This is a genomic window from Janthinobacterium sp. TND4EL3 (assembly GCF_900156175.1).
In the GTDB taxonomy this organism is placed as follows: Bacteria; Pseudomonadota; Gammaproteobacteria; order Burkholderiales; family Burkholderiaceae_D; genus Janthinobacterium.
Map to the genome: position 1 here is coordinate 265462 of NZ_FTMV01000006.1, position 16181 is coordinate 281642.

15 protein-coding genes and 1 tRNA gene are annotated in these 16181 nt (G+C 63.0%); 7 read left to right on the forward strand and 9 right to left on the reverse strand.

The window, feature by feature from the left end; genetic code table 11:
* Positions 1-106: 106 nt before the first annotated feature.
* The 5 genes from BXA07_RS12325 to BXA07_RS12345 all read right to left on the reverse strand — a co-directional run bounded on the left by BXA07_RS12325 (position 107) and on the right by BXA07_RS12345 (position 5434).
* A complete protein-coding gene (locus BXA07_RS12325) occupies positions 107-1315 on the reverse strand; it encodes a DesA family fatty acid desaturase (protein ID WP_076568205.1) in 1209 nt (402 codons plus the stop codon).
* A 133-nt stretch (positions 1316-1448) separates the two neighbouring features.
* Entirely contained in the window at positions 1449-2807 is a 1359-nt protein-coding gene (locus BXA07_RS12330) for a mechanosensitive ion channel family protein (protein ID WP_076568206.1), read from the reverse strand.
* 122 nt (positions 2808-2929) lie between these two features.
* The gene (locus tag BXA07_RS12335) at positions 2930-4249 is read right to left on the reverse strand and encodes an RsmB/NOP family class I SAM-dependent RNA methyltransferase (RefSeq protein ID WP_076568207.1); all 1320 of its coding nucleotides are present in this window, start codon (positions 4247-4249) and stop codon (positions 2930-2932) included.
* A gap of 21 nt (positions 4250-4270) precedes the next feature.
* Entirely contained in the window at positions 4271-4879 is a 609-nt protein-coding gene (gene purN / locus BXA07_RS12340; RefSeq protein ID WP_076568208.1) for a phosphoribosylglycinamide formyltransferase, read from the reverse strand.
* Between the two features lie 156 nt (positions 4880-5035).
* Positions 5036-5434 carry a barstar family protein gene (locus BXA07_RS12345; RefSeq protein WP_034747450.1) on the reverse strand — a complete coding sequence of 133 codons (399 nt, stop codon included), beginning with the start codon at positions 5432-5434 and terminating at the stop codon, positions 5036-5038.
* A gap of 401 nt (positions 5435-5835) precedes the next feature.
* On the opposite strand from BXA07_RS12345, the gene BXA07_RS12350 reads away from it, so the two are divergent.
* The 5 genes from BXA07_RS12350 (at position 5836) to BXA07_RS12370 (ending at position 9833) form a co-directional block, all read left to right on the forward strand.
* Positions 5836-6348 (forward strand): glycine zipper 2TM domain-containing protein, encoded by a 513-nt coding sequence (locus BXA07_RS12350; RefSeq protein WP_076568209.1) that lies wholly within the window; start codon positions 5836-5838, stop codon positions 6346-6348.
* A 235-nt stretch (positions 6349-6583) separates the two neighbouring features.
* Complete coding sequence (locus tag BXA07_RS12355) at positions 6584-7372, forward strand: class I SAM-dependent methyltransferase (protein ID WP_076568210.1); 789 nt, start codon at positions 6584-6586, stop codon at positions 7370-7372.
* 47 nt (positions 7373-7419) lie between these two features.
* Complete coding sequence (locus BXA07_RS12360) at positions 7420-9186, forward strand: GspE/PulE family protein (protein ID WP_076568211.1); 1767 nt, start codon at positions 7420-7422, stop codon at positions 9184-9186.
* Between the two features lie 69 nt (positions 9187-9255).
* A tRNA-Lys gene (locus tag BXA07_RS12365) sits at positions 9256-9331 on the forward strand.
* A 103-nt stretch (positions 9332-9434) separates the two neighbouring features.
* Positions 9435-9833, forward strand: a complete 399-nt coding sequence (locus tag BXA07_RS12370; protein WP_076568212.1) for a hypothetical protein — start codon at positions 9435-9437, stop codon at positions 9831-9833.
* A gap of 14 nt (positions 9834-9847) precedes the next feature.
* On the opposite strand, the gene BXA07_RS12375 is transcribed toward BXA07_RS12370, so the two are convergent.
* Both BXA07_RS12375 and BXA07_RS31070 read right to left on the reverse strand, forming a co-directional pair.
* Positions 9848-10351, reverse strand: coding sequence for a hypothetical protein (locus BXA07_RS12375; RefSeq protein ID WP_076568213.1), 504 nt, complete (start codon positions 10349-10351; stop codon positions 9848-9850).
* 3 nt (positions 10352-10354) lie between these two features.
* A complete protein-coding gene (locus tag BXA07_RS31070; RefSeq protein WP_083708180.1) occupies positions 10355-11401 on the reverse strand; it encodes a lysozyme inhibitor LprI family protein in 1047 nt (348 codons plus the stop codon).
* Between the two features lie 174 nt (positions 11402-11575).
* Between BXA07_RS31070 and BXA07_RS12385 the strand changes: the two genes are divergently transcribed.
* On the forward strand, positions 11576-13714 hold the full coding sequence (locus tag BXA07_RS12385; RefSeq protein WP_076568215.1) for an alpha/beta hydrolase family protein: 2139 nt from the start codon (positions 11576-11578) through the stop codon (positions 13712-13714).
* Positions 13715-13871: 157 nt separating this feature from the next.
* On the opposite strand, the gene BXA07_RS12390 is transcribed toward BXA07_RS12385, so the two are convergent.
* Positions 13872-14603 (reverse strand): BON domain-containing protein, encoded by a 732-nt coding sequence (locus BXA07_RS12390; protein WP_076568216.1) that lies wholly within the window; start codon positions 14601-14603, stop codon positions 13872-13874.
* 105 nt (positions 14604-14708) lie between these two features.
* Positions 14709-15368 (reverse strand): hypothetical protein, encoded by a 660-nt coding sequence (locus BXA07_RS12395; protein WP_244556257.1) that lies wholly within the window; start codon positions 15366-15368, stop codon positions 14709-14711.
* 213 nt (positions 15369-15581) lie between these two features.
* On the opposite strand from BXA07_RS12395, the gene BXA07_RS12400 reads away from it, so the two are divergent.
* Positions 15582-16181: IS1595 family transposase (locus BXA07_RS12400; protein ID WP_139335542.1), on the forward strand; the 600-nt coding region annotated here is incomplete at its 3' end.

Consider the following 16181-nt stretch of genomic DNA (forward strand, 5'->3'; position numbering starts at 1 on the left):
GCGGTTTTTTTTCGCCCTGCTTTTTACACCGCCCCCCCCTGTCCTTGTGCCGGGACGAAAAAAAGGCCCTGGAATCCAGGGCCTTGCATCAGCGGCAGCGAGCTGCTTACGCGTAGCTGCGCAGGCGCAATGAGAAATCCTGCAGCGACTTGATGCCCGACGCTTCGGCGCGCGTGCACCAGTCTTGCAGCTTCTGCAGCAATTGCTCGCGCGTAAAGTGCGAACGCTCCCAGATGGCGCCCAGTTCCACGCGCATGTGGTGCATGGTTTCCAGCGCCTTGCTGTGCTGGAACAATTCCGACAGCTGCTCGTGGTGCGCATCGGCCAGCTTGGCCGGTTCGCGCTGCATCAGCTTGCGCGACGATTTCAGGAAGCGCTTTTCCAGTTCGGCCTTGTGCTTCAGGTGCTCCAGCTCTTCCTTCCAGGCATGCTTGATCGATTTCGCGTACTTGGCCATCACGTCGTAGCGGTTGGCAATGACGGACTGCAAGGTCTCGAAATCCGCTTCCAGCTTGCCGTGCGAAAACTTCGGCGCCGGCGCCAGTTTTTTCACCTTGGCCAGGCCCAGCATTTCCAGCGCGCGGATATACGCCCAGCCGATATCGATCTCATACCATTTCGACGACAGCTTGGCCGACGTCGCATATGTATGATGGTTGTTGTGCAACTCTTCGCCGCCGATCAGTATGCCGAAGGGAATGATGTTGGTGGCCGCGTCGGCGCAATCGTAGTTGCGGTAGCCCCAGTAGTGGCCGATGCCGTTGATGATGCCGGCCGCCGTGATGGGGATCCACATCATTTGCACGGCCCACACGGAAATGCCGATCACGCCGAACAGGATGAAATTGATGAAGAACAAGGACACCACGCCCAGCCAGCTGTACTTGGTGTACAGGTTGCGCTCGATCCAGTCCGTCGGCGTGCCGTGGCCATATTTCGCCATGGTTTCCATGTTCTTCGATTCAGCGCGGTACAGCTCGGCGCCTTCCCAGAAGACTTTCTTGATGCCGCGCGTTACGGGGCTGTGCGGATCTTCTTCCGTATCGCACTTGGCGTGATGCTTGCGATGGATGGCCGCCCATTCCTTGGTGACCTGGCCCGTCGTCAGCCACAGCCAGAAACGGAAGAAATGGCTGGGAATCGCATGCAATTCCAGCGCGCGGTGGGCCTGGTGGCGGTGCAGGTAAATCGTGACGCTGGCGATCGTGATATGCGTGACCACCATGGTGTACAGGAAAACTTGCCATGCGGACAGATCGGTAATGCCAGTGGCCATGAACTGCAAAACGTCGTGTAAAACGGAACTCAATGTCATTACTGCTACTCCAAGTGGACAGGGCGTGCGCACGGTCGCTCCAGTGACTCTGGAGGTCCGGCAGAGTTAATTTTAGGCGTGATTGTACGCCCTAATGGGTGCTATCAGGCAAAAACGGAGGCAGGCAGCGAGGTTAAGGCTGGGTGCCGGATGGCGGGGACTCACCGTCTGCCGCGCTGGCGAGCGGGGCAGGAGGCGTACCAACAATACGCAATTCGCGTTGCGGAAACGGTACAGTGACCTTATGTTCCTGCAAGGTGCGCCAGATGGCGCGGTTCACATTCGACTTCACGCCGCCCGTGCCGTTTTCCGGATCCGCGATCCAGAAACCGATCTGCACGTCGAGACCGTCGGCGCCGAAACGCACGAGGGTGGCCGAAGGCGGATTGCTTTGCGACACACGCGGCACCTTGGCCGTCGCCGCTTCCAGCAAGGGGAAGATGACATCGAGATCCGTTTCATAGCCCACCGACACGGCCGTCGACAGCCAGACCATGCGGTTGCTCAGCGACATGTTCTGCACGCCGCCGGAAATCAGCATTTCATTCGGCACGATGGATTCCACGCCATCGCCACCCAGTAGCACAGTATAGCGCGTATTGATCTGCGTCACCTTGCCCGTGAATTGACCGACGGTGATCATGTCGCCGATGGTCAGGCTGCGGTCGAGCAGGATGATGAAGCCGGACACGAAGTTGGCGGCGATCTTCTGCAAGCCGAAACCGAGCGCCACGCCGAAGGCGCCGCCGAACACGGACAGCACCGTCAGGTCGATGCCCACCAGCGACAGGCTGACCAGCACGGAAACGAGGATCAGCACGGCGCGGCCCATGCGCGACAGCACCACGCGCAGCGAGGTGTGCAAACCCTGCATTTTCATCAGGCGCTCGTCGAGCGAGGTGCCGGCCCACATGGCCAGCACCAGCAGCACGGCCACGGAAATAGCGGCTTGCAAGATGGCAGCCACGGAGACCTTGTTGCGGCCCAGCGGCACGATGATGCCTTCAAGGAAGGCATGCAAATCCGGCCACAGGCCCGTGATGTACAGGGCCATGCCGGCCCACACGACCACCGTGAAAATCTTTTCCAGCAACAACATCGTGGGGCTGACGTTGCCATGGTGGGCAAAAATGCGGCGCAGCACATAAAAACCGAAGCGCACCAGCGCCATCGAGGTGCACAGGGGGATGGCAATGCTGAGCAGGTTCACCGACTGGAACTTGGCCAGGAAATGCTGCGCAATGCCCAGCAGCATGGCCGCCAGCACGGGCGTCAGGATGCGGATGAAACTGTCCGTGCGCTGCAGGGTTTCCGGCGTGGCCGGCGTGGCCGCCGCTTCCGCCCGCTTGTGCAGGAATTCGCGCAACTGCCGCACCAGCAGCCAGCTCAGGGCCAGGCAGGCGAAGATGACCAGCGCCTGCCACAGGATGGCCGGTTGGCGGAAATCGTCGACAAAATCAGTGATCAGGTTGAGCAGCGGGGTTTCATTCATGGCGGATGCGGTCCGGAAGGTGGGGCGAAGGTGGTACGGATGGGGAGTGATCCCATGCCGCCAGGCGGGCTGGCGGCATTGAAGGCCGCCACTGCAGGGTGCAGCGGCGGACCGTGACAGGCTTACTCGGCGGGTTCAGCGTCAACGTCGTCGGCCGGCTTTTCATCGGCGTAGACTTTTTTCGGCATGACCTTGCGCTCGAACACGGCGGCGAAGAAGCCGTCGGTCTGGTGCAGGTGCGGCAGCAATTTCAGGTAATCGCCCATTTCCAGCTCGATCTTCTGTTCGGCCAGCACCTTGTGCATCGGCACCAGGGTGAAGTCGGGGTTGGCGGCCAGGAATTGCTCGGCGATCTGGTCGTTTTCTTCATTCAGGAAGCTGCAGGTGGCGTACACGAGACGGCCGCCGCCCTTGACCAGGCGCGCCGCGCCGGCCAGGATGGCTGCCTGCTTGGCTTGCAGCTCGACGATGGAGTTCGGCTGCTGGCGCCATTTGACGTCCGGATTGCGGCGCAGGGTGCCCAGGCCGCTGCATGGCGCGTCGACCAGCACGCGGTCGATCTTGCCGGCCAGGCGCTTGATCTTGGCATCGCGCTCATGCGCGATCTGCACCGGATGCACGTTCGACAGGCCGCTGCGGGCCATGCGGGGCTTGAGCTTGGCCAGGCGCTTTTCCGACACGTCGAAGGCGTACAAGCGGCCCGTGTTGCGCATCAGCGCGCCCAGTGCCAGGGTCTTGCCGCCCGCGCCGGCGCAGAAGTCGACCACCATCTCGCCGCGCTTGGCGCCGACGATCTGCGACAGGATCTGGCTGCCTTCATCCTGCACTTCGATGGCGCCGCTCTGGAACAATGGCAGGTTTTGCAGCGACGGCTTCTTGATCACGCGCAAACCCAGCGGCGCGTACGGCGTCGGGGTGCTGAGGATCGGCGCCTCGGCCAGGGCCAGCATCACGTCGTCGCGCGTGGCCTTGAGCGAGTTGACGCGCAGGTCCAGCGGCGCCGGCGCGTTCAGCGCATCGGCCAGCTTCATGGTTTCCGCTTCGCCGAACTGGGCGATCAGCTTGTCGAACAGCCATTTCGGCATGTTGGCGCGCATGTTCGCAGGCATCAGGCTGCGGTCGATCTGCTTGATGCGCTCCAGCCATTCCACTTCTTCTTCCGTCAGGCCGCCCAAGGAGTCGGCGCCCACGGCTTCGGCCAGGCCGAGGATGGTCAAACGGCGCATGGTGGGCCCATTGCCCGCTTCGGCGAAGTCCGTGAAGAACGATTTGTTGCGCAGTACGGCATAGATGCCTTCGGCGATGGCGCCGCGTTCGCGCGAACCGAGGCGCGGATGGTCGCGGAAATAGCGCGACAGGGTGGTGTCGGCCGGGGCCGTGAAACGTAAAATTTCGCGCAATACTTCTTCAGCATTGGCAAGTATCGCTGGTGGCAATCTCATTGTTATTCTTCCTGTAATATTTTATTGAGGGTCCACGCGGACCTGGCCATGCTCGACCGACAGTTTATCGTCAATGAACAGGCGGATGGCGCGCGGGTAAAGCAGATGTTCCTGTACCAGCACGCGCGCCGATAAGCTGTCTTCTGTGTCGCCCGGCAAGACGGGGACCGTCGCGCTCGCCACGGCCGGGCCATGATCGAGCTCGGCAGTCACGAAATGCACGGTCGCGCCGTGTTCCGTCACGCCCGCCTCGAGCGCCTGGCGGTGCGTCGCCATGCCCGGGAACAGCGGCAGCAGCGACGGGTGGATATTGAGCATGCGGCCCGCGTAATGCTCGACGAAGGGTGGCGTCAGGATGCGCATGAAACCGGCCAGCACGACCAGGTCGGGGGCAAAGCCGTCGATCACGGCTTGCAGCGCCGCATCGAACTGTTCGCGGCTGGCATAATCCTTGTTGGCAACGACAGCCGTCGCTATCCCGTGTTCCGCGGCAAAAACCAGTCCCTGGGCGTCGGCCCGGTTACTGATGACGGCGGCAATACGGGCTGGCCATTGCTCGGCTTGCGCCGCGCGCACGACCGCTTCCATGTTGCTGCCGCGTCCGGAAATGAGGATAACGATATTTTTCATAGCGCGCATTGTACCCGCTATGGCTAGGCGAATCTAGAAAGGCCGGTATTATTGTTGCGGCGCAACATGTCCGCCGGGCCGCCGCCGCTGCCGGCCTGGTGCGCCCGCTAGCGGCAGGGCAAGCCGGCTTGAGGCCGCCATGGCGAGAGTGAACGCTTACTCGAACGAATAGAAGACGCGGAACGGGACTTTCTTCTCGGCCCAGTAATCGGCCGCATCGCGGAACACGTCGAGCAGGATCTCGCGCGCTTCCTTGTCGAATTTTTGCGTATTTGGCAATTGCTCGAGCACGACCAGGAAGCCCGTCTGCGTGCCGGCCTTGAACATGGTATCGGTCAGGCACAGGCGCAGTGCGTCGAAATTTTTCGCCAGATTTTTCGGAAACAGGAATGCTTCTGCAATAATGCCGATGACTTGTTGTTTGGTCTGCCCAGCGTTGCAATGCGCATATAAAAAGTGCTGCCCGAGACGGATCGCCTCGTCTTGTAATTCGGTCACGCGAAAGGCACGGATGGACTGGACAAGGTTGGGCGGCACGGTTAGTAACAAACTCATTTTTCCCTCAAATCGACCTGTTATGTATGGATCTGTTCTAATTGCTCGTCTTATTGCATCCCCGCACGCGGGTCAATGCGCACGCGGTGATTCGATCTGTATCAACTTTTATGCGATTCAGTGCGATTTTGTATAAGCCATACGCGTATTAGGGTAACGTGTTGTCTTGCATGAATCAACCCGAATATGATGTCAAACGCAAGATTTGTTACAAACCGCCGGTTTCAAGCCATTTCAACATCTTGTATCGATTGAAAGTGCATGTTACAGACTGTGGGGCAAGGGGCTTGGGCTGTTACATTTTGTTGCCATGCAGACGACAGCCGGTCATCGAGTCGGATTACTATAGGCTCAAGTTGTAAAAAATACCCTGAAAGATTCTCTAGATAACGAGGTTAGAAATGAACTTGCAAGCCAAATTGATGATGTCAGCCCTTTGTATCGGTGCATTGCCACTCGCCCAGGCCGCCGACTTTGAAGATTTCGGCAAGGTCGTACGCGTCGTGCCGCAAGTGGAACAGATCAATCGTCCACGCCAGGAATGCCGTACGGAATACGTGCAAGTGCAGGCGCCGCCGCAACAGCGCAGCGCTGGCGGCTCCATCGTCGGCGGCATCGCCGGCGCCCTGCTCGGCAGCCAGGTCGGCGGCGGCAATGGCCGCACGGCCGCCGCGGCCGCTGGCGCGATTGCCGGCGCCGTCGTGGGCGACCGCGTCGACAACCAGAACAACTACCAGGGCGGCGTGCAGGAACAAGCCGTCAAGCAATGCCGCCAGGTCGATCACTGGGAGTCGCGCAACACGGGCTACCAGGTCACCTACGACTACCGCGGCCGCAACTACACGAGCATCATGTCCTACGATCCGGGCGAACGCATCCGTCTGCGCGTCTCCATCGAACCAGCTCAGCAGTAACGCTAGCCACACGCTGCTGCGCGTCGGCACAGGCGGCCTGCGATGCTCACCGGCTCGGCGCCCCCGTACTAAGCACGGTTGCGCTTCTCGGCCACCTCTGCCTTCCGCTCGCGACGCTTCTGTCAGGCGTTGTTACTCAGTATTAAAATGCCGGCCCCATATCATTCTCATGCGGCTGGCATTTTTTATGGCGCCCCGGCACGGGCTATAATGCGGCACACTTTCAGGCCGCCTTATGCTTATCAAACGAAAATCCATCGAACAAGTCGAATCCTCGCGCCCTGCGCGCAAGCCCCGCTACGCCCCTGTCACCCTGTCGGAAATGGATGGCGTGCGCTATCTGCATTTCGGCACGGAATGGGTGCAGGGCGCCATGCGCATCCGCAAGCCGGACTGGCCCGAGCTCGAATACGCGCAGCAGATGATGGCGTGGATGCTGTGGATCGGGCAACCGCAGCGCATCGCCCAGCTGGGCCTGGGCACGGCCGCGCTGACCAAGTTCTGCTACCGCCAGTTCCCGCAGGCGCAAGTCGAGGCCATCGAACTGAACCCGGCCGTCATCACCATCTGCGCCTCGATGTTCAAGCTGCCGCCCAATGACGAGCGCCTGCACGTGCGCGAGATGGATGCGCTCGACTACGTCAACGACGAGGCCAACCACGGTACCCTGGACGCCCTGCAGGTGGACCTGTACGACGCCACGGCGCGCGGCCCCGTGCTCGACAGCGCCGATTTCTATACCGCCTGCTGCGCCTGCCTGGCGCCGCACGGCATCATGACGGTCAACCTGTTTGGCGACCACCCCAGCTATGCAAAAAACATCAAGGCGATGAAGTTTGCGTTTGAACAGGTGATCTGCCTGCCGGAAGTGCATGATGGGAACGTGGTGGCCATCGCCTTCAAGACCAAGGTGGCGCTCGATACCGAAGCGCAAGCGGCCTTGCTGGAACGGGCCAAACAGATCGTCGCCGAGACCAAGCTGCCCGCCAAGACCTGGGTCAAGGGCATCGCCAGCACCCTGTAAGCGCCGGCATTCCCAGGCCAGGCCGGCAGCCCTGAAAGGCGCCGGCCATGCCCGCTTCCCCTCCTGCCTGTCCCATCTCGCCCGACACACCGCTGGAACTGCCGCAACTGCTGGCCTGGCTGCAGGAAGACGGCTTGCTGGATGCAACGCAAGCGGCCGCCATCAGCGCCCAGGCCGCCCAGCTGCCAGCACCCGCCTTGCATCCGCTGTGCAGCATCGCCCACGGCGCACTGACGCTCGACACCCTGTGCGCCTGGCTGGCGCGGCGCGCAAGCTTGCCGTATCTGCGCATCGATCCCCTGCACATCGACTTCAGCCAGGTGGCCGACGTCATGACGGCCGGCTATGCGGCCCGCTTCAACATCCTGCCCGTCGAATGCACGCTTGACCGCATCGTCATCGCCACGGCCCAGCCCTACGCGCTCGCCTGGCAGGCGCAGCTGGGCAACCTGGCGCCGCGCAAGCTGAGCCTCGTCATCGCCAACCCGCTGCACATCGCCGACGCCATCGCGCAGTTTTTCAGCCTGGCCAGTGCCGTCAAGGTGGCAAAACTGGCGTCCACGCAAGACCTGGCGCTGCGCCAGAATGTCGAGCAGTTGGTGGAACTGGGCCGCAACAAGTCCAGCCTGGACGCCAACGACCAGCACGTGGTGCGCATCGTCGACTGGCTGTGGCAATACGCGTTTGCCCAGCGCGCGTCCGACATCCACCTGGAACCGAAGCGCGACGCGGGCCTCGTGCGCCTGCGCATCGACGGCATGCTGCACCAGGCTTACCAGGTGCCGCCCGTGGTCATGCTGGCCATGACGGCGCGCATCAAGTTGCTCGGGCGCATGGACGTCGTGGAAAAACGCCGCCCGCAGGATGGCCGCATCAAGACGCGCAATGCGCAGGGACAGGAAATCGAGCTGCGCCTGTCGACCCTGCCGACGGCCTTCGGCGAAAAACTCGTCATGCGCATCTTCGATCCGGAAGTGGCCGTCAAGAGCCTGGCGGAGCTGGGCTTTCCTCCCGCGGACGCCGAACGCTGGCGCCAGCTGACGTCGCGCACGCATGGCATCGTGCTGGTGACGGGCCCCACCGGCTCGGGCAAGACCACCACCCTGTACAGCACCCTGAAGGCGCTGGCCAGCAGCGAAGTCAACGTGTGCACGGTGGAAGACCCCATCGAGATGGTCGAGCCCGCCTTCAACCAGATGCAGGTGCAGACCCAGGCCGGCATCGAACTGTCGTTTGCCGATGGCGTGCGGGCGCTGATGCGGCAAGACCCCGACATCATCATGGTGGGAGAGATCCGTGACCTGGCCACGGCCGAGATGGCCATCCAGGCGGCGCTGACGGGCCACCTGGTGCTGTCGACCCTGCACACCAACGATGCGCCGTCGGCGGTCACGCGCCTGCTGGAACTGGGCGTGCCCGCCTACCTGCTCGAAGCGAGCCTGGCCGGCGTGCTGGCGCAGCGGCTGCTGCGCTGCCTGTGTCCCGGTTGCAAGCAGCCGGGCGCGGCGCCGACGCAAGCGCAATGGCAAGGCCTGGCGGCCGGCCAGCTGGAACGGCCGCAGACCATGTACCGCGCCGTTGGCTGCGCCCTGTGCCGGCAAAGCGGCTACCGTGGCCGGGCCGGCATCTACGAGCTGCTCTGCGTGACGCAGGCGTTCAGTCAGCTGATCCGCGCCGGCGCCGACCTGCACGCCTTGCGCCGCCAGAGCCTCCTCGACGGCATGACGCCGCTGCGCCTCGCCGGCGCGCGCAAGATCGCCGACGGCACGACCAGCTTCGACGAAGTGCTGAAGCTCACGGCAGCCCTGCATTGATGCAGTTCACACTTTCTGACAGGAATACTTTGCATTCCTTTTCAACTGATATATAATGCGGCCTCTTTCGGGTCGTTAGCTCAGCTGGTAGAGCAGCGGACTTTTAATCCGTTGGTCGCAGGTTCGAATCCCGCACGGCCTACCACGAATGCGCAGTACTAAAAAGCCTATCCTCACGGATGGGCTTTTTTCGTTTCCGGCCCCGCGGTTATACTGGCGCTTCGTCTTGCCAGCCCTGAAAGAACCGCATGAAACTTGCCGCCGCCCTCCTCCTGGCCACCGCCTGCCTGTCCGCCCGGGCACAGCCACCCATCGTGCTCGACGGCCAGTACAGCCTGCGCACGGACGAGATGAGCCTGGAAATCATCGGCAACCGCGTCTGCTTCGCGCCCGACAAGGCGCAGTGGGGCCGCTTGCCCCGCCCTGCCGCCACGCACGATGCGTGGTTTTGTTTCAGCAACGATAGCCAGGCGCGCCGCCTGCTGCGCGTGCCCGCGCGCCAGGCCGACAATTGCGGCTGGCAGGCGCGTGCGCGCATCGTCATTGACACGTATCAAGCGTACATGGAACAGGGCGACGGCAACGACATGGCGCGCCTGGCGTCCGTCGTGAAGGTGGCGCAGCCGAACGCCATCGCCTGCGAGTAATCAGTTCAGTTCGATCAGTCCAGTTCATACTCCTGCAGATAACGGGCGAACAGTTCCCCATCGGCCAGCGGACACGCAAACCCCGCGCCCCAGTCGGCCAGCAGCAACTGCTCCTTCAAGGGCAGCAGCAACAGTTGTGGCATGCCGTCGCTGCACCACAGGTCGCACACGATGCCCTGGTCATCCAGGCCGGCAAACAATGTTGCCGTCTTGTCGCCGCCAAAGGCCAGCACGTTCTTGCATTCCACGCGGTAACTGCCGTAGCCCGTGTAGACGGCGTCATACGGCGGCAAGGCTTCGGCCAGCGCCAGCCGCAGCCGGTCGGCCGTGAGGCCCAGCACGCGCATCTGCGACGGCGGTGCCTCGGGGACGAACATGTCCGTCCAGCCGGCGCCGCTGCGGTGCGCATCGGCGAACGCCTGCTGCTCGCCCATCTGCGTCAGACAGTGCTGCAAATTATCCAGCGGCAACAGTTCGATCATGCAGCAATCGTCTTCGTGGTAATAGGCTTCGCGCATGCGTCAATTCTCCAGCAAGTCTTGCAATTGCGCATTGCGCCGCGCCGTCAGCAGGCCGGCCCAGGTCTCGCCCGTCACGGATGGATAGCGCACGGCGCCAAAGTTCATCCAGGCATCGCGGTAGGCCAGCCACAGGCGCTGGGTGGCGCGGATGCCGTCCTTGTCCACGGCGCCCGCATAGGTGGACGCGGGCTTTTTCATCAGCTTGCCGTAGATGGCGTTGAGCTCCTTGTCCAGCGCCGCCGCCTGCGCCTGCGACAGGGCCGGCGGCAGCTTGCCCGCTTCGTACTGGCGCAAGTCCTGCGCCAGCAGGTCCAGCTCGGCCGTGCGGGCGGCGATGCTCAGGGCGGCCCGCGCCGTGCCGCTCAAGTCCGTCTCATGGGCCGCGCGCGCGTCGGCAAACTTGCTGGCGGCCGCCTGCAGCTTTTGCAGCGACGCTTGCGCCACGGCCGGCATGCTTGCGCTGACCTTGCTTGTCGCCTGCGCGCGCACGCGCTGCTTTTGCCGCGCATCGATGGCGCTGCACACGCCCATCATGTAGCCGCTGGTGATGTCGTCGCACAAGTCGATCATGCCGCGCCCGCTGGCATTGATCTGCTGCAAGTGTTCGATGCGGCCCCGCATCTCGGCCGGCGCCGCGTCGATGCTGCACGCATACTTGAGGGCCAGCAACGGGTCTTTCTGCACGCCCTGCCCATTCTGGTACAGCATCATCAGCACGGCGCTGTTCTGCGTTGCCATGGCGCAATGACGCACGGGACGCCAGTCGGCCGGCTTGGGCGAGGACATACTCTTGGTATCGTAATACAGGTCTGTCGCCTGGCATTGCTGCAAGGCGGCCACGGCGGACGGCGCCGGCAGGTCGGCCGGCGGCGGCGCCGCATCCTTGACCTTCAGGCAGCCCGCATACCAGGCCGTGCTTTCCGCGTGGCCCACGCCCATGGCGCTGGTGTTCGGGTAGGGAGCTGCCGCAGCGGCAATGCCGTGGCCGGCAAGCAGCGCGCCTGCGCCCAGCAATGCCGTTTTCAATAAGGAAAGACAAATTTTCATGTTCAGGCAGCGCCAGCGTGAGTAAAGCGGCAAGTTTAACTGATCAGCCAGTAGCCACCCGCCCGATACGTGGCTGTCCGGCCTGGTAAGTAACGGTCCATGGCCTTGGCAGTGGCCGAATCGATGGGCAATAATGTTGCTCGCTTTACTTTTTTCACTACCCGGACCACGCCCATGACCTTACCCCGTCTTCGCCGTTCCCTCGGCTCCCTGCTGATCGCAGCGGCCTGCGCCTCGCTTGCCCATACCACCGCCGCCGCGCCTGCCGCCACCCCGCAAACGCCAGCCAGACACGCCATCACGCATGAGGATGTATGGCTGATGAAACGGGTGGGCGCGCCCGTCGCCAGCCCTGACGGAAAGTGGGCCGTGTTTTCCGTCGTCGACAGCGCCTACGACACCAAGGATCAATGGTCGGACCTGTGGATCAAGTCGCTGCTTGACGACAGCCCCGCGCGCCGCCTCACGTACTCCAAGGGCGGCGAAGGCGCCGTAGCCTGGTCGCCGGACAGCCGCCAGCTGATATTCGTCGCCAAGCGCGACGGCGATGATGCGGGCCAGCTCTACCGTCTCGACGTGGCCGCGGGCGGCGAAGCCCAGCGCCTGACCTCGCTCACCCTGGGCGCGCGCATGCCCAAGTGGAGCCCTGACGGCAAGCAACTGCTGTTCATCAGCGACATCTATCCAGGCAACAAGACGGAAGCGGACGTCAAGCAAAGCGCGAAGGAGCGCAAGGAGCGCAAGGTCAGCGCCCGCTCGTATGAAACGACGGCACCCCGCTATTTCGACAAATGGCTGACGGACAAGCAGGTGCGCCTGTTCGTCGTCGATGCCGAAACTGGCGCAGTCCCGCGCGACATCCTGTCGGGCACGCAACTGGTCGCGCTGCCAGGCTTTGGCGGCGGCCAGGGCGACGAGGGACAATCGCTGGACGCCCTCTGGACGCCGGACGGCAAGGCCGTCGTCTTCAGCGCGGCCACCAACCGCGACGCGGCGCAGCGCGAAGCCGTCTACTCGCAACTGTATCTGCTGCCCGTGGCCGGCGGCGAAGCCCAGCGTTTGACACAGGACAAACACAGCTACGGTTCCCTGAAATTTGCCGCCGACGGCAAGACCCTGTTTGCCTTGAGCGACGCGCAAACGCCCGGCAAGGTGTATGACGTGAAACGCCTGGCCAGCTTTGCCTGGCCGATGAGCAACCCTGCGCCGACCATCCTGACGGCCAGGCTGGACCGTTCGATTTCGCGCTTCGTGCTGCCCGAAGGCGGCAAGCGCGTCATTTTCAGCTATGAACATGCGGGCCTGGAAAAGCTGTATTCGATCGACGCCAGGGGCGGCGACGTGCGCGAGGAGCCATCCTTGCCGACCGGCACCATCAATTCGCTGAGCAGCGGCGGCAAGTCGCTCGTGGGCGTATGGGAGTCCGCCATCAACCCGCCGGAAATCTATGCCTTCAACGGCAAACAGCCGAAGCGGCTGACGGCTTTCAATACGGACAAGGCCGATAAAATCGACTGGCAGGCGCCCGAGCACTTCTGGTTCACGACGGCCGACGGCCGCCGCATCCACAATATGCTCGTCAAGCCCGCCAACTTTGACCCGAACAAGAAATACCCGCTGTTTACCGTCATCCACGGCGGCGCGGCCAGCATGTGGCGCGACCAGTTCGTGTTGCGCTGGAACTATCATTTGCTGGCCAAGCCAGGCTATGTCGTGCTGCTGACCGACTACAAGGGTTCCACCGGCTATGGCGAGGAATTCTCGCGCTCGATTCAGTTCGACCCGTTGAAGGGGCCGGGCGATGAAGTCAACCAGGGCGTCGATGAAGCCATCAAGAAATACCCATTTATCGACAGCACGAAACTGGCCGCCGGCGGCGCCAGCTATGGCGGCCACCTGGCCAACTGGCTGCAGGCGACCACCACGCGCTACAAGGCCATCGTCTCGCACGCGGGCGAAATGGATTTGATCATGCAGTGGGGCACCAGCGATGGCGGTTTCGGCCGTGAAACGAATGCAGGCGGCCCCGTCTGGTCGAACCTGCCCGTGTGGCGCGATCAAAGCCCCGTCATGCAAGCGGGCAACCACGAAAAAGGCACGGGCTTTACCACACCGATCCTGATCACCGTGGGCGAACTCGACTACCGCGTGCCGGCCAACAATGCCCTGATGAACTTTGCCGTGCAACAGCGCCTGAACGTACCGGCGAAATTGCTGGTGTTTCCGGATGAAAACCACTGGATCTTGAAGGGCGAGAACAGCCGTTTCTTCTATAGCGAAGTCGAGGGCTGGCTGGCGAAGTATCTGAAATAAGCGCCTGACGCAAGCGCCGCTCCCGCTGGGAGCGTCGTCGGCCGGCCGCGCATCAGGCGTGCGCCCGCCCCCCAGGAAACAGCCAGGCGCCGCCTACGCGGACCTGGCTGTTTTCATGCGGGCAGTCTCCCTGCCGCCATGGCAGGCGCAGCCAGGCTTACTTCACTTTCAAGCCATTCTTCACGTCCTTCACGCCTTCCACGCCGCGGGCCAGGTCACCCGCCTTCTGCACTTCATTTTGCGATGGCACAAAACCGCTGAGCATGACGACGCCGTTGACGGTTTCCACATGGACATCCAGCGCTTTCAGGGTGGAATCCTTGACCAGGTCCGCCTTGATCTTGGTGGTGATGACGGAATCGGCCACGGCCGTCTTGGTGCTGCCGGCCGCATTGCGCGTCATGCAGGCCGCCTTGGCCGTCGCATCCATGGCGTCGCAGTTTTCCTTCATGGTGGCGGGCGGATTCTGCGCCACATTGGTGCCGGCCTTGGCGCCCGTGCTGGCGTCCGCCAGGGCGGCGGTTTTTGCTGCCTTGGCATCGTTCATGCATGTGGTCTTGTCGGCGCCCGTGCGGTCGCCGCACTTGGCCTTGGCCAGGTCATATTCGGCTTTGGCCACGTCCTTGCGGGCCTTGCTCAGCTCGCGCGGCGTGTTGCGGTATTGCGCCACGGCATCTGAATCGGCCTTGGCGCGGGCCACCCGGGCCTCTTCCACGCAGACTTTTTTCGCGTTGCCGCTCTGGGCGTCGCAGGCGGCCTTGGCCTGCTTGTAATCGGCTGTTGCCTTGTCGGTCAGGCTCTTGTACGAGGTGTCCTGCGCATAGGCCGGTGCGGCGGCAAGCAGGGCGCTGGCACTGGCGGCCAGCACGAAGGCGATCATTTTGTTCATGATGGTTCCTCTCTGGTTTGGTGGATGCCCAGATTAGACCCCTGCCGCGCCCAAAGCTCCGTGCGACAACACACGCTGGCAGGCTATCGCGGCACAAATTCGCCTCTATTTGTCGCCGCTCAAGCCCATCCGCCACAAAACTTGCGCCTGTTCAAATGGTGAAGCGGTCCCATCAAATACGCCCTCGCCGTCCGCCAGCGCCAGCCATGCCTGCGTGGCGTGCGAACCGCCCGCGCTGTCGCCGCCGGCGCGCACGCGGCGCATCCAGGCCAGCACGTCGCGGTACCGTTCCCGGTGGCGGCCATGCATCCATGCCAGCGCCACCAGGTCTGCATAGCTCTCCTCGCGGCGCGTGTCGCGCAACTCCTGGTCCAGCACTTTCAGCTTGCCCTGCATCCTGCTGGGCGGCTCGACAAAGCCGCGCGGCAGCGCATGCCAGTCGCCCTGGGCGTAGCGCCGGCAATGGCCGACTTCATGCGCCGTCATCGCTTCGATCATCAGGTCCTGCTGCGCGGGCAGTGCTTCTTGCAGGACGCCTTGCGCCTGGGCATTGCCGCGCAACGACAGCACCAGCTTGCAGCGCCCCGCCTCGAAACCCAGCGCCAGCGGCACGGCCCCGGGCGCGTCCTGCGGCTGGACAATGATGTCGAGCGGCAAACCTTGCGCGCGCGCAAATGCGATAACGGGCTGGCCCGCCTGCAGCCAGCGCGCTTCCAGCGCGGTGAGGCCGGATGCGGCCGCAGGCGAGACGATACATACAGTCAACAGTGAAAGCAGTTTCAGCATAGGAACAGGAATGGACGTGGCGGTGTGCTCATGCAGAGTAAGCGCCAGAGATATTTCCACAAGGAAAAACTGGCAACTTTTCGCAAATAAAGACGAAAAAAAAGGCTCTGTCTCCGTTAAGTAGGGGAACGCCAGGAATTTTGCTCTGCCCCGGCTGTCTGACTGTCTATATCAGACAAACAGGAGCCTTCCATGCAGCACGCCAAATGGATCCGTTTTATCGCGCAGTTTTCCCAGCTGAGCCGCCGCCAGCGGCAGGCAGGCATCGCCCGGCTGCGTGGCAACACGCCACAGGACGCCACCGTCGCATTGCTTGAAAGCGTGGCGCAGCCGCATTTGGTTTGTCCCGCCTGCCACAGCAGCCATGCTCACCGGCACGGCCATGCGCACGGACTGCAGCGCTACCGCTGCGTGCCGTGCGGGCGCACCTTCAATGCGCTCACCGGCACGCCGCTGGCCCGCTTGCGCCATAAATCGCTGTGGCTAGCCTACGCCGATTGCCTGCTGGCATCGGCTTCCGTGCGCCAGGCAGCACGCCAGCTGGGCGTGCACCGCAACACCGCCTTCCGCTGGCGCCACCGGTTTTTGACGCTCGCCAGGACGGACCGCCCGCTGTGCCTGCACGGCATCGCCGAGGCCGACGAGCTGTATCTGCTGGAATCGGAAAAGGGATCCAGGCATCTGACGCGTCCGGCACGCCGCCGGGGCGGCCACGCCCGCCAGCGCGGCATTTCCAGTGAACAAGTCTGCATCCTGGTGGCGCGCGACCGCACGGGACAAACCCTCGATTTC

Coding starts and splice junctions, on each gene's coding strand:
- purN (WP_076568208.1), bottom strand. CDS start 4,879: ATGAAAAATATCGTTATCCTCATTTCCGGACGCGGCAGCAACATGGAA.
- BXA07_RS12325 (WP_076568205.1), bottom strand. CDS start 1,315: ATGACATTGAGTTCCGTTTTACACGACGTTTTGCAGTTCATGGCCACT.
- BXA07_RS12345 (WP_034747450.1), bottom strand. CDS start 5,434: ATGAGTTTGTTACTAACCGTGCCGCCCAACCTTGTCCAGTCCATCCGT.
- BXA07_RS12385 (WP_076568215.1), top strand. CDS start 11,576: ATGACCTTACCCCGTCTTCGCCGTTCCCTCGGCTCCCTGCTGATCGCA.
- BXA07_RS12355 (WP_076568210.1), top strand. CDS start 6,584: ATGCTTATCAAACGAAAATCCATCGAACAAGTCGAATCCTCGCGCCCT.
- BXA07_RS31070 (WP_083708180.1), bottom strand. CDS start 11,401: ATGAAAATTTGTCTTTCCTTATTGAAAACGGCATTGCTGGGCGCAGGC.
- BXA07_RS12350 (WP_076568209.1), top strand. CDS start 5,836: ATGAACTTGCAAGCCAAATTGATGATGTCAGCCCTTTGTATCGGTGCA.
- BXA07_RS12375 (WP_076568213.1), bottom strand. CDS start 10,351: ATGCGCGAAGCCTATTACCACGAAGACGATTGCTGCATGATCGAACTG.
- BXA07_RS12335 (WP_076568207.1), bottom strand. CDS start 4,249: ATGAGATTGCCACCAGCGATACTTGCCAATGCTGAAGAAGTATTGCGC.
- BXA07_RS12370 (WP_076568212.1), top strand. CDS start 9,435: ATGAAACTTGCCGCCGCCCTCCTCCTGGCCACCGCCTGCCTGTCCGCC.
- BXA07_RS12390 (WP_076568216.1), bottom strand. CDS start 14,603: ATGAACAAAATGATCGCCTTCGTGCTGGCCGCCAGTGCCAGCGCCCTG.
- BXA07_RS12360 (WP_076568211.1), top strand. CDS start 7,420: ATGCCCGCTTCCCCTCCTGCCTGTCCCATCTCGCCCGACACACCGCTG.
- BXA07_RS12330 (WP_076568206.1), bottom strand. CDS start 2,807: ATGAATGAAACCCCGCTGCTCAACCTGATCACTGATTTTGTCGACGAT.